Source organism: Streptomyces colonosanans, assembly GCF_001866645.1.
In the GTDB taxonomy this organism is placed as follows: Bacteria; Actinomycetota; Actinomycetes; order Streptomycetales; family Streptomycetaceae; genus Streptomyces; species Streptomyces colonosanans.
On the sequence record NZ_MLYP01000022.1, the window covers coordinates 13,330 to 25,880 of the forward strand.

The following is a 12,551-nucleotide window of genomic DNA, read 5'->3' on the forward strand; positions in this document are numbered from 1 at the left end:
ACGCGGAGGGCGACGGCCACCGGCCGTACGCACCGGCCGCAACCACCGCTATGGTGGATCTAATTGGACAACTGTCCAGTTCTTGGGGGAAGTTACCGGACAGCTGTCCGCTTAGCAAGACCGGGTTCGGCCACGAGCCTATGAGGAGGACGGGTGCGGCAGAAGAAGGACGCGCCTCTGCGCTCGGACGCGCAACGAAACCGTGAACGCATCCTCGAAGTGGCGCTGGCCGAGCTGACGTGCTCCGCAGACGCTCCGCTGAGCGTGATCGCCAAGAAGGCGGGCGTAGGGCAGGGCACCTTCTACCGCAACTTTCCCAACCGCGAGGCGCTCGTCCTCGAGGTCTACCGCTACGAGATGCAGCAGGTCGCCGACAGCGCGGCCCAGCTGCTGCGGAGCCGGGAACCCGACCGTGCCCTGCGTGAGTGGATGGACCGCCTCGCCGGGTTCGCCATGGCCAAGGCCGGCCTGGCGGACGCCATCCGCCAGGCCACCAGCGCGCCGGGAGGCCTGACGAAACCGGGTCACTCCCCAGTGACCGCCGCGGCCGAACTCCTGCTCCGCACCAACGAGGAGGCCGGCACCATCCGCCCGGGAGTGACGGCGGACGACTTCCTCCTCGCCATCGCCGGCCTCTGGCAGATCGACCCCCGCGGCAACTGGCGGCCCCGCGCCACCCGGCTCCTGGACCTCGTCATGGCCGGACTGCGCGCGGGAGCGCCCGGGCGGTGAACGCCGCCGTCCAGCCTGGAGACGGACACGCGCGACGGCCACCTGGCCTGTCGACGATCACGACTGCCGAAGATCCGCCACCCACGACGTGATAACCGACACGGAGACCAGTTCGCCGGTGGCGGAACGGCCCAGCCAAACCGGCCAGGTCCCGTCACCCTCGGTGGAGAAGGTCACCAGGTCGCCACCGGTCTCCTCGTCGGTGACGCATATGCAGCCGTCCGTGACGGACTCGGCGTGGCTTTCGTCGCTCTCCTCGTAGTAGCGCCGGATCTTGGCGGACAACGTCCTCCAGCCCGAGGCGTCGGCGAATCCGCCGGCCGCGACGTCGGTGCCGAAGCCGTAGGCGTGGCCGTCCAGGAGCAGCCGGGGATCGTCACCTTCACTGAGCCCCATCTCCCACGTGACCGCCGGTTCGTCGGCGATCAGCAGACGCACCACGGGTTCCTCCGTGACCGGGAACCGTTCGCCGAAATGCTCGCCCTCACCGACGAGTACGGCCTTCTGCAAGGGGTACTCACCAGGCGGGATGTGCTGGGTGAGTTCCCTGGGATCGTCTCGATACCGGGGATCCGCGACGACCAGCCGACCACTGGGAACCCGGAGCGTGGCGATGTGCCCTATCCCGTCGACGGTCATCTCGCCCCAGTTCTCCGAAATGAACCGGGTTCCCGGCCGAAAGAGGTCCTCCAGGGCAAGTCCAGGCCGACCCGGCCTGGGCGGCCTCCACGGGAACTGCGATTCCAGTCCTTCCTTACGGGCTTCTCGGGTTTCACGCTCTCCCGGCTCGGACTCAGGGGAGACACTCGGACTCCCGGCTGCCCGCACGCCGAACTCCGACCGGGGATACCACCGCTTAGACTCCGGCACGTCGGCGAGTGTGTGGAACGATCCGCCGCCCTCACCACGCTCTTCGATCACCTTGCTCCCCTTGCCGTCGGGCGACAGATCCAGCGTGAGCCGCCAGGCGTCGCGCGCCCGGTCGCGCTGCTCCGGCGAGGAATACCGCCTCTGCACGTACCGCCGCAGGAACAGGCGGTCGGCTTCGAGCAGCCGCAGGTCCACCTCGTGGGTCCGACGGCCCGACTCGTCGTAGGTCCATTGCCCGACGTAGTGATCGGCCCACGCCACGAGGTGCACCTCTACCGGCACCGCTCGGCCCGGCACGCGATGGATCACCACGTACGGGTGCCCGTCGCTGTCCTTCCTCCGTGCCCCCTCCACCGACAGCGGCCCGAACTCGCAACGGGCTTCGACGTCCCAGCCCTCCGCGTACGAGACTTCCACCACGGCCATGCGCCTGTCCCTCCCGACTCGGGCCCGCCTACGCGAGGCCGAACCCGGTCTGCCCACGTGATCGACTCGCATGCACCGTAGCGGCCGCCCCTGACAGCGAGCCGAATAGGGACCAGGGCAGACGTGAGGGGCCTGCACCTGCTCCGGACCTTGTGCCCAAGGCCGGTTGAAGGTAAATGCGTGGACGGTCCCCGCCACTCGCGGCAAAGTGTCGGCCCATGACGAGCAGCGAGCTGTGGACCCGTGCAAGCGCCGAGCGCTACGACGCCGAGGAGAGCGAAATGTCCTCAGCCCCTGTTCTCGGACCGACCCTCGCCTTCCTCACCGAACTCGCCGGAGACGGCCGGGCACTGGAATTCGCCATCGGAACCGGGCGGGTGGGCGTCCCGCTCCGGGAACGGGGCGTGCCCGTAGCGGGTATCGAACTCTCCGAGCACATGGCAGCGGTCCTGCGGCGCAAGGTCGACGAGGGCACACTCCCGGTCTCCGTCGGGGACATGGCGACGACCGTCGTCCCCGGCGAGTTCACCCTGGTCTATCTCGTCTACAACACCATTTCGAACCTGCTCACGCAGGACGAGCAGGTCGAGTGCTTCCGCAACGCCGCGCGTCACCTGGTGTCTGGCGGCCGATTCGTCATCGAACTGGGCGTGCCACCGCTGCGGTTCCTGCCACCGGGGCAGGTCGCGGTGCCGTTCGACGTCTCCGAGCGGCATCTCGGCTTCGACACCTTCGACCTGGTCGAACAGGTTCTCGTCTCGCACCACCTCACCCGAGACGGCGACGACGGCCGCTACCGCCGCGGCAGTTCCCGGCACCGGTACGCATGGCCGGCGGAGCTCGACCTGATGGCCCGGATCGCGGGGCTCGAGCTGGAACAGCGCGTCGCGGACTGGGACGGGGCGCCGTTCAACCAGGACTCCGCGAAGCACATCTCCGTGTGGCGCAAGCCGGCCTGAAGCGATCCCTCCTCGCCCCGCCCGCCGGCCGGGCCCCTGTCACTTGGTGTGGCCCGAGATCGGGCCTACGGTCGTGGCCGCACCAGGGCTACCCGAGAAACGACAGGCGAACCTGGCGGTTGGGATTCTCCCTGTTCGTGTCCGCCAACCGTTCCGGCCGAGTGCCGGCCGAGCACCGCACCCGCCCCCGGCTCGCCTCCTGGACTCCGATCGCCGACATGTTCTCCCCGCACAGGCGGTCGACGTGGGCCCCCTTCGTGGGACTCATGGACGGATTCGTCGATGCCATGAATCAATCCGGGAACCCCGCACCTCGGTGACCCATCACAGGCAGCCGAGCTGTGTTAAGGTTTCGAGGTTGCAGTTGTGGTACCCATGAACCTATGTGCACCTGACAGGAATGCTTCTCCTTCGGGTGCATTATTTGTTTTCCGGCATCTCCGGATGGGGCCTCTGCCTACAGAAGGAGAAAAACATGGCACAGGGAACCGTGAAGTGGTTCAACGCCGAAAAGGGTTTCGGCTTCATTCAGCAGGACGGCGGCGGCCCCGACGTCTTCGCCCACTACTCGAACATCGCCACCCAGGGCTTCCGTGAGCTCCAGGAGGGCCAGCGCGTCTCCTTCGACGTCACGCAGGGCCAGAAGGGCCCGCAGGCGGAGAACATCATCCCCGCCTGATCGCCGGCGGCGTATCCGCTCACCGGGGTTCGCACCGTCATGGTGCGAACCCCGGTTTGTGCTGTTTCCAGGAAGGCAAATAATCGCATGCCCCGCAGGCCCCAGAAGTCAAACCGGCGCGCCTCGTCGCCCTCACCGTCCGCGTCGTCGCCAAGGGAATTCCGGCTACCGGAAAACACGACGCCCGCACTTCCCGCCGTCGAGGACTTCGCCGGTCTGGACATGCCCGCAGGGCTGCTGAAGACCCTCGCCGCACAGGGCGTCACCACCCCCTTCCCCATCCAGGCCGCCACGCTGCCCAACTCGCTCGCCGGCCGTGACCTGCTGGGACGGGGACGCACCGGCTCCGGCAAGACCCTCGCGTTCGGGCTGGCACTTCTGGCCCGTACTGCCGGACTGCGGGCCGAGCCCAAGGCACCCCTCGCCCTCGTGCTGGTGCCCACCCGTGAACTCGCCCAGCAGGTGACGGACGCGCTGACCCCCTACGCCACGGCGGTGAACCTCCGGCTGGCCACCGTGGTCGGGGGGCTGTCCATCACCAAGCAGGCCGCTACGCTTCGGCGCGGCGCCGAGGTGCTCGTGGCGAGTCCCGGCAGACTCAACGACCTCGTGGAGCGCGGGGACTGCGCGCTCGGCAGCGTACGCATAACGGTGCTGGACGAAGCCGATCAGATGACCGACATGGGCTTCCTGCCGCAGGTCACCAAGCTGATCCAGCAGGTGCGGCCCGACGGCCAGCGCATGCTCTTCTCGGCCACCCTGGACGCCAATATCGACCGCCTGGTGCAGCGGTTCCTGACCGACCCCGTCGTGCACTCCGTGGACCCGTCCGCAGGAGCGGTGACCACCATGGAGCACCACGTGCTCCACGTCCTGGACGAGACCGACAAGAAGGCCGTCACCACGCGCATCGCGGCCCGTGACGGGCGGGTCATCCTCTTCCTCGACACGAAGAGGTCCGCCGACCGTCTCGCCAAGCGACTCCTGGCCGTCGGTGTCCGTGCCGCCGCACTGCACGGAGGCCGCACCCAGCCACAGCGGAACCGCACCCTGGAACAGTTCAAGAACGGCCAGGTCAGCGCACTGGTGGCGACGAACGTCGCGGCCCGGGGCATCCACATCGACAACCTCGACCTCGTCGTGAACGTCGATCCCCCCACCGACCACAAGGACTACCTGCACCGGGGCGGCCGCACGGCCCGCGCCGGCGGCACCGGCAGCGTGGTCACACTGGTCCTGCCCGACCAGAAACGGGACGTCACCCGGCTCATGTCGGACGCGGGCATCCGCCCCAGGACGGCGCGCATCACGTCCAGCGACGCGGAACTGGCCACCATCACCGGCGCCCGCGAGCCTTCCGGCGTCCCCGTCACCATCGAGGTCGCCCAGCCGGCGACATCGGCAGCACCCCGTCAAGACCGGAAGACCGGCACCGAGCCCGGCAGGCGGTCCGGCCGCCGCCGAAGGGGCGGCAGCGCAGCGGCGACAGGTGCTGCCGCCAGAACGAGGGACCAAGACTCGAACCGCCGGGCCGCCGCCGGGGCAGCAGGAGCCGGTAAGCCATCCGCAAGCAGCGGGCGCGGCTCTGCCCGCCGGACGGGGGCCGGCAAGGCCACGGCGGGTGCCGTTGGCTCGGGCGGCCGCAGTTCCGACCGCCGGGCCGGGGGCGGGGCAGCGACCGGTGCTGCCTCCGGCAAGGCTGTCCGCGGATCCGGCCGACGGACGGCAACCGGCGGTGCAACCGGCACCGGTGACCGCGGCTCCGGCCGAGGCCGCCGCACGTCTGCAACCTAGTACTGCAACGCTGCTTGTTGTGACGAGGCTTCAGTCGTGCGGGCTGTGGCCTCGTCGTTTGTAGTGGCTGACGCGGGCCTGGTGCTGTCGGCGGCGCCGCCGCAGGACCAGTGCAGGACGTGGTCGATGCTCCTGCGGACCCGCCGGGTCGCTTGTGCTTCTCGGGGTCGCAGCGCATGAGGACCAGCGGATGCCGGCCTCGGCAAGGGCACCGGAGGCTGGGCCCCCGGTTTCATGCCGGCGTTTGCCGGCATGGCGATCAGGGCTCGCGGTTGGACGAGGCCACCGTTGCCGACCTATACGCCACGACGGACCCGGGCGGCCTTGCGGGCCTCGGCAATCTGGCGGGCCTCAGCAGACCGGCGGGACTCGCCACCGCCGCCGGCCCGCCCCGGGCGGGTGCCCAGACCGCGGAAGGGGGCACCGCCACGCTTCGGGCGCTCCGCGACCGGCGCGCTGCCGCCGACGGGGACACCGGAGGGAGCCTGGGCGCCGGTGATGCGGCTCAGCTCGGCCTCGCCGGAGCGGACCTGCGTGATCTGCGGCCTGATGCCTGCGTCGGACATGAGACGGGCCATGTCCCGGCGCTGGTTGGGCAGGACCAGCGTGACGACACTGCCGGACTCACCGGCGCGGGCAGTACGGCCACCGCGGTGCAGGTAGTCCTTGTGGTCGCTGGGCGGATCGACGTTGACGACGAGATCGAGGCCGTCGACGTGAATACCCCGGGCCGCGACGTTGGTGGCCACCAGCGTCGTGACGTCACCGGTCTTGAACTGTGCCAGGGTGCGGGTGCGCTGGGGCTGCGACTTGCCGCCGTGCAGCGCAGCGGCCTTTACGCCGCTGCTCAGCAGGTGCTTGGTGAACTGGTCGACAGCATGCTTGGTGTCCAGGAACATGATCACGCGCCCGTCGCGGGCAGCGATTTCGGTGGCGGTGGCGTACTTGTCGGCGCCGTGCACCTGCAGCACGTGATGCTCCATCGTGGTGACCGAGCCCGCCGACGGGTCGACGGAATGGACCACCGGGTCATGGAGGTAACGACGGACCAGGAGGTCGATGTTGCGGTCCAGCGTGGCCGAGAACAGCATGCGCTGGCCATCGGGACGTACCTGGTCCAGCAGTTCGGTGACCTGCGGCAGGAAGCCCATGTCCGCCATCTGGTCGGCCTCGTCCAGGACGGTGATGTTCACTCGGTCCAGGCGGCAGTCCTTGCGCTCGACGAGATCCGCGAGGCGGCCAGGAGTCGCGACGACCACCTCGGCCCCGGCACGCAGTGCGCCGGCCTGCCTGCCGATCGACATGCCGCCGACCACAGTGGCCAGCCGCAGCTTCAGCAACCGGGCGTACGGGGCGAGCGTATCGGTGACCTGCTGGGCCAGCTCGCGCGTGGGGACGAGGATGAGGGCCAGCGGCTTCCGCGACTCGGCACGCCGCCCGGCCGTGCGCACGAGGAGCGCCAGACCGAAGGCGAGCGTCTTGCCCGATCCGGTGCGCCCGCGGCCCAGGACGTCGCGCCCTGCGAGGGAGTTCGGCAACGTGGCGGCCTGGATCGGGAACGGCTCGTTCAGGCCGAGACTGGTGAGCATCGTCAGCAGCTCGACGGGCATGTCCAGTTCACCGAAGGCCGCAGCGGCGGGGAGGGCCGGGGTGACGGTGACCGGCAGCGCGAACTCCCCCTGTGGTGTGGGGGAACGGCGCCCGCTGTCGCCTGGACCGACGCCGGGGCGACCCTGACCCCGTGGACGGAAATGGTCGTTCGTGCGAGCTGAACGGCTCATGGAGAACCTTCCTCAACAGGGCGCGCATCGAAAAATTCCCGACAGGAATGAGCCGGACAAATTGCAAGAACGAGCCGAATGTGAATCTAAAAGAATTCCAGCGGAATACAGAAAACAGTGGACTGGGGCCCCACCGCAAGGCGGGGCCCCAGTCATCTCATACGCTTCGACGTCAGGCGGGAGTGATGTTCTCCGCCTGCGGACCCTTCTGGCCCTGCGTGATGTCGAAGTTCACCCTCTGGCCTTCCTGGAGCTCACGGAAGCCCTGGGTGGCGATGTTCGAGTAGTGGGCGAAGACGTCCGGGCCTCCGCCGTCCTGCTCGATGAAGCCGAAGCCCTTTTCCGCGTTGAACCACTTGACGGTGCCAGTAGCCATGTCACATCTCCTTGGGGGCATAACCCGGGGACCCACACCGTGCGAACCCCATGCGTTGTTACAATGAGCCCCGTCCGGATAAGCACCGGAGATACAAAAATGCCCGACGACATACAATCGCCAAGTCACTTGAAGTTTCGGGAACCACAACTGCAACTGTGATCAAGTTTAGCACGGTACACGCATCCACACTTCCTTCACCCGTGACGTAAGACCTCGACATCGCGGGAACACCGGATCAATACGTCAGCCGGTGCGAACTCGACTACACACGGAAGGTGAATTTTCAGACTGCACAAGGTGCGATCAGGGAGAGCTCGCCCTCTTCAGTGACGAGCACCTGACCTCCACGATTCTTTGGTTGCCCGAAAAAAGTCACACACCTCTCGGCTCGGATTACCCCGAGTCCTTTCCGTGAAAGACAGGCTCGGAATCCCTCGGCGTCCTTGCTTGCTGCCGAGATGCCCGTCCCGAGGGCGGCGTCCAGAGTGCACACCGAAAGCCTCACCGCCGGCTCCGATGTTCAATCCAACCGCCGTCATCGTCTCGCTGTAGCGCAACGAGTCCATTTCTGACTGCAGTTGATGCGCAGCAAGTTTATGCGGGCTGGACCACGCTATGCGTGCCATCCCGCCTGGTCCGACTGTTCCCGTTCGCGTTTACGCACGGCATTTCTGCGATGCTTGCCGGAAGCCGAACGTGCGGCTGCCGGTGGCGATGTCCGGGACCACGGTGCCAGCGCCTCGCCATCTCGATGGCTGCGGCCTCGACCCTGGCGGCGGCGCGCAGGAGGCGGGCGACGGCGTCGTCGGTGTACTCGGCCCGGCCGCCGGAGTTGAGGACGCTGGCCACCTGGTTGAGGTTGTTGCCGACGCGGGCGAGCTGCGCGCCGGCGGACATCGGTTCCGCGACGCGTCCCCGCTGGTCCAACAGCAGTGCTTTGGCGCCGCCTTGGGCTTGACCGCGACCGTGGTGTCGGCGAGGAACCCGACCCGGATGTTTCACCCGTCACGGTGTGCGGTGCAGGCGGCTTGACGCCTTGTGGTTCTGCAGCGGCAGCGCGGGCGAGCGCCGGATTTCGGATGAGGCCCTTGCCTTCGGCAGGATGGGCGCATGACCGAGATCCGCACACCCCGCCTCCTCCTCCGTACCTGGCACGACGACGACCTCGCGCCGATGGCGGACATCAACGCGGACCCACGGGTCATGCGCTGGATCGAAGACGGTTCGGTGCGCGACCTGGACCACACGGCCGAGGACATCGAGCGGTGGGAGGAGGAGTGGGACGAGGAGGGCTTCGGACTCTTCGCCGTCGAGCTGCTGGCCTCGGGCGAGCTGATCGGCTTCACGGGACTGTCCGTGCCCGAGTTCCTACCGGAGGTGATGCCCGCCGTGGCGATCAGCTGGCGGATCGGCTCACAGTTCTGGGGCCAGGGATACGCGTCCGAAGCCGCCCACGCCACACTGGAGTTCGCTCTCCAGGACCGCGGCCTGGACCGCGTCATCAGCATCAACCGGGTGGGCGACAACGCGTCCGAGAACGTCATCCGTAAGCTCGGCATGGTGCCCGAGCGGGAGACGGCACACCCGGTGTACGGCTACCCGCTGCGCGTTCACGCCATCGACCTCACCGAGTTCCAGGCATGAACCGGCCGAGCGGTCGATCACCACAAAACAGCCGACCACTGTTCCTACGTCCCCGAGCTCATTAAATGCAATGGTACGGCCACCCAGGGGCGAATGGCGTCTTCCCATCGCTGACCTCCGCTTTCACGGAACTGCGGCCAGAGCCCTGGAAATCCCCACCACGCGCTCGGGGCGACTCCAGACCTGCTCGATGGATCTGCCCACCCACGACAGCGTGGGCGGGGTGGCCACGTCGGGCCGATTGACAGGCGCGAGTTCAAGGGGCGAGCAGCGGACCGAAGGTTTCCCGCGCGATCTCCTCGGCCTGCGCCTGCGCGACCACACAGCCGGGAATATCCGGATGGTCAGAGGCCCAGGTTTGGGCGGAAACAGCAGACGTGAAGAAGTTCAGTGCGTCGCAGCACGCCATGGCCGCGGGCCCGCCGCCGGGTCGTTGCCGAGCTTCGGGCGCGTCATGAGGTCTGTGGCGCCCGCGACCACCTACCGGGCGGGCCGCCGGCCGCCTCTCGGTGGCCACCCGACCAGAACGGCTTCAGCACACAGCCGCGCGGCTCGTGGAACAGCTCGTGGAAGGCATCCGGCCGCGTGGCAGCGCCGAACTGCGCCGGGAGGTGGCCGGGCCTGTGGCCGTCTCCGTCGTTGCCGAGTCGCTGGGCTTGGTCGGCGCGGACGTCGAGGCGGTGCCGTCCTGGTATGACGCCATCGTGAGCGCGATCTCCGACATCACCCCGGGCTGTCGGCGAACCCGTACGGTGCCGGGCTCACGCCTGAGGTGCGCCCTGCCGTCGCGGTCCGGCTCATCGCGGCCTCGTCGCCCGTGACCAGCGCCAACCACCCCAACTGCTGTCGCAACGCCAACGCCCGCCACCCCGACGTCCTGGCAGCCCAACGCGAGGAGCGCGCCCGCATCCGCAGCGAGAAAGGAATGCGCTGGGGAGGCCGGCCCGCCCTCGCCGCGTGATTAGGTAACCGGCGCCTCACCACGTCCATCAACCGCGTCTCCAGATCATGTCGCACGACGCCGGCCCGGTATCGAGCCGTAAGGCGAAACCTCGCCGTTTGGGCTCAACGCGTGCCGATCGCTTGCGGGTAGTTGAAGAAGCCGGTTGGGTCGTATTTCCGCTTCACGTTGACCAGACGGGGGTAGTTCCTGCCGTAGTACGCCTCCCGCCAGTTCTTCAGTGTCGGGTCGGGGAAGTTCTGGTACGCGTGTTCGGGCGACTTGCCAGGGAAGATGTCGTCGTAGAACTGCTTGAGCCAGTGGAGGTTGGCTTCGGCGACGTCGGGGAGGTCGTAATCCGCCCACGAGGTCTCGGCGGCGAAGACGAAGAGGTCGTTTCGGTGTACGAACGCGGTCGCGTTCGGCGGTACCTGGTTGATCTCGCCGCCGAGGGCGAACATTGCGAACCCGGCTCCGTCCTCGTTGTTGCTGCCAGGCCAGTCCAGCAGGCGCTCGGCTGCCGCGCCGACCTGCTGATCGGTCAGGAGAGTGCGGGAGTCCAGGATCGCCGATTTGGTGGCGAAGCGGTCGATCGGTGTGGTTGCGCTCAGCAGTACGCTCGCCTCACCGGGCGTGACCTGACGAACGGACGCGCTGTTGCGGGCGCGTTCCTCGGTCGTGCCGATCTTGAGCAGCGGGTCGAGGATGGCACGCAGTTCCTGGACAGTGCCGTAGTACTGGCCGATGGCGTTGACGTTGGCGTTCGCATGGATCTGCGTCCTGGTCATCCCGTTGGTCCCGATGCCCAGACGCAGATGGAACCGCCTGTCGCCCACTGTGTCCTGGGCAATGTGCTGCGCGGCGGCGATCACCGGCAGTACGGAGTCCAGGCTCCAGCGGAGCTGGTAGAAACCCACGGTGCCCTCGAACTGCTCGTACTGGAAGGTGAACGAGGTGTTGACACCGAAGTTGTTGCCTGCTCCGCCGCGGCAGGCCCAGAACAAGTCGGGGTGCGTATCCTTGCTGGCCTTGACCGCGCGTCCGTCGGCGAGCACGACGGTCGTGGCAACGAGCCGGTCGCAGGTCAGGCCGAACATCTTGTCGCTGAAGCCGATACCGCCGCCAAGCACCAGCCCTGCGACCCCGACGCTGGGGCAACGACCGGTCGGCACGAACATGCCGTGGTCCTCCAACAGCGGATGCAGGTCGCCATTGGTGACCCCGGCCCCTACGGTGACGGTACCGGCGTCGTGCACGACCTTCATCGGCCCGTAGACCCGAGGGTGGGCACGGCCCGGCATCGGGGTGGAGACGATGCTCTTCATGCGGGCCATATTCAGCAGCAGGCCCGTGGTGGTCGAATACCCGGCGTAGTTGTGTCCCAGCCCGGAGCGTGGTACGGCGGGCAGCCCGACCGCGCGGGCCCAGCGGATCGCTTCAGATACGTCCTCGGTCGTGGCGCAGGCAACGATGCCGGCAGGCCGAATTCCGGCGTACCTGTGGTTGAACGGCAAGGCCAGCGACGGATATACAGAGCCATACGGCCGGTAGAGGGTAGCCCCAGGTGACAGCGCATCAGCCAACCGCTTCCAGTCCCGAGGGCCAACTGGCCCTGCTGCCTCAACTGCCGCAGCAGCACGCTCCGGTGCCTGCAGCCCCAGCGCGCCACCAACGCTGCCCAGCACACCTGCCCGCAGCACGTCCCGCCTGTCGATCAAAGTGACCTACCCTCACGCAGCGGTCGCAGACTCCTCCTGCGATCCCATCGGCCAGTTCATTGATCGTCGACCGGTGCCGTTCCCGCCGGCTGCCCACCCGCCCGACCCACCACACGAAGGAACGAGAGACGCACCGCCAAACAGCTCAGACACACACCAAGGGCCGTTGCCCGCCCGTCAAGGCCGAACATCCACTTGATCACAGAGCGCGCGCTCAAGGGGCGGGCTTTGATCACCATGCCCAAGCGGGGCGGGAAGTGGCAGGCCGAGATCACCGACGCTGGGGCGTCTGGAAGCGGAGCAGGAGGACGGGATGCGGATAGGTCCCAACTGGCCTTCACCAATGCAGCGTTGAATCGTACTCCACGTTGCCGCCTACGCCGCGTCGGCGGCCCCGGTCACAGCCGCGATCCGAAGCAGCCGTCCAGCTCCTCCCGCCCGCGCCTGATCAAATCGAAGGCCACCGCCGGGTCCATGTCCGGCGGCAGCGGGGTGTCGGTGAGGACATCCGTAAGGGTGTATCGGCCGAGCAGCCACCGCGTGCGCGCCAGTCGGTGCCCCGGTCGAGGGGTAGGTCGTTCGCCCATGGCAATGCCTCGTACTGGGTGCCGTCGGTGCCGTTTGCGTGG

The 12,551-nt window shown here is 67.9% G+C and carries 12 protein-coding genes and 1 pseudogene; 6 read left to right on the plus strand and 7 right to left on the minus strand.

The genetic code is table 11. The features are described from left to right. Nucleotides 1–153: 153 nt before the first annotated feature. Nucleotides 154–732, plus strand: a complete 579-nt coding sequence (locus tag BIV24_RS08350) for a TetR/AcrR family transcriptional regulator (RefSeq protein WP_071365556.1) — start codon at nucleotides 154–156, stop codon at nucleotides 730–732. Nucleotides 733–789: 57 nt separating this feature from the next. On the opposite strand, the gene BIV24_RS08355 is transcribed toward BIV24_RS08350, so the two are convergent. Further along, nucleotides 790–2,028: a DUF4241 domain-containing protein gene (locus tag BIV24_RS08355; RefSeq protein WP_107459278.1), complete on the minus strand. Its 1,239-nt coding sequence runs from the start codon at nucleotides 2,026–2,028 to the stop codon at nucleotides 790–792. 218 nt (nucleotides 2,029–2,246) lie between these two features. Between BIV24_RS08355 and BIV24_RS08360 the strand changes: the two genes are divergently transcribed. The 3 genes from BIV24_RS08360 (at nucleotide 2,247) to BIV24_RS08375 (ending at nucleotide 5,460) form a co-directional block, all read left to right on the plus strand. Next, nucleotides 2,247–2,987, plus strand: coding sequence for a class I SAM-dependent DNA methyltransferase (locus tag BIV24_RS08360; RefSeq protein WP_071365558.1), 741 nt, complete (start codon nucleotides 2,247–2,249; stop codon nucleotides 2,985–2,987). Between the two features lie 475 nt (nucleotides 2,988–3,462). After that, nucleotides 3,463–3,666 carry a cold-shock protein gene (locus BIV24_RS08370; protein ID WP_071365560.1) on the plus strand — a complete coding sequence of 68 codons (204 nt, stop codon included), beginning with the start codon at nucleotides 3,463–3,465 and terminating at the stop codon, nucleotides 3,664–3,666. 87 nt (nucleotides 3,667–3,753) lie between these two features. After that, a complete protein-coding gene (locus tag BIV24_RS08375) occupies nucleotides 3,754–5,460 on the plus strand; it encodes a DEAD/DEAH box helicase (RefSeq protein ID WP_071365561.1) in 1,707 nt (568 codons plus the stop codon). A gap of 296 nt (nucleotides 5,461–5,756) precedes the next feature. On the opposite strand, the gene BIV24_RS08380 is transcribed toward BIV24_RS08375, so the two are convergent. The 3 genes from BIV24_RS08380 to mobC all read right to left on the minus strand — a co-directional run bounded on the left by BIV24_RS08380 (nucleotide 5,757) and on the right by mobC (nucleotide 8,517). Next, the gene (locus BIV24_RS08380; protein ID WP_071365562.1) at nucleotides 5,757–7,241 is read right to left on the minus strand and encodes a DEAD/DEAH box helicase; all 1,485 of its coding nucleotides are present in this window, start codon (nucleotides 7,239–7,241) and stop codon (nucleotides 5,757–5,759) included. Nucleotides 7,242–7,413: 172 nt separating this feature from the next. After that, the gene (locus tag BIV24_RS08385) at nucleotides 7,414–7,617 is read right to left on the minus strand and encodes a cold-shock protein (RefSeq protein WP_071365563.1); all 204 of its coding nucleotides are present in this window, start codon (nucleotides 7,615–7,617) and stop codon (nucleotides 7,414–7,416) included. A 597-nt stretch (nucleotides 7,618–8,214) separates the two neighbouring features. Beyond that, nucleotides 8,215–8,517 carry a plasmid mobilization relaxosome protein MobC gene (mobC, locus tag BIV24_RS31440; protein WP_245766703.1) on the minus strand — a complete coding sequence of 101 codons (303 nt, stop codon included), beginning with the start codon at nucleotides 8,515–8,517 and terminating at the stop codon, nucleotides 8,215–8,217. 213 nt (nucleotides 8,518–8,730) lie between these two features. On the opposite strand from mobC, the gene BIV24_RS08395 reads away from it, so the two are divergent. After that, nucleotides 8,731–9,264 (plus strand): GNAT family N-acetyltransferase, encoded by a 534-nt coding sequence (locus BIV24_RS08395; protein WP_071365565.1) that lies wholly within the window; start codon nucleotides 8,731–8,733, stop codon nucleotides 9,262–9,264. A gap of 256 nt (nucleotides 9,265–9,520) precedes the next feature. Here the strand turns inward: BIV24_RS08395 and merB are convergent, their stop codons facing one another. Beyond that, nucleotides 9,521–9,781: an organomercurial lyase gene (merB, locus tag BIV24_RS35970; RefSeq protein ID WP_281247714.1), complete on the minus strand. Its 261-nt coding sequence runs from the start codon at nucleotides 9,779–9,781 to the stop codon at nucleotides 9,521–9,523. A 330-nt stretch (nucleotides 9,782–10,111) separates the two neighbouring features. Between merB and BIV24_RS33055 the strand changes: the two are divergent. After that, nucleotides 10,112–10,225 (plus strand): annotated as a pseudogene (locus tag BIV24_RS33055) (integrase); the annotation flags it as partial. Between the two features lie 104 nt (nucleotides 10,226–10,329). On the opposite strand, the gene BIV24_RS08405 reads toward BIV24_RS33055, so the two are convergent. Both BIV24_RS08405 and BIV24_RS35090 read right to left on the minus strand, forming a co-directional pair. Continuing rightward, a complete protein-coding gene (locus BIV24_RS08405; protein WP_245766704.1) occupies nucleotides 10,330–11,904 on the minus strand; it encodes an FAD-binding oxidoreductase in 1,575 nt (524 codons plus the stop codon). Nucleotides 11,905–12,320: 416 nt separating this feature from the next. Further along, nucleotides 12,321–12,509, minus strand: a complete 189-nt coding sequence (locus tag BIV24_RS35090; protein ID WP_071365567.1) for a hypothetical protein — start codon at nucleotides 12,507–12,509, stop codon at nucleotides 12,321–12,323. Between the last annotated feature and the right edge of the window lie 42 nt (nucleotides 12,510–12,551).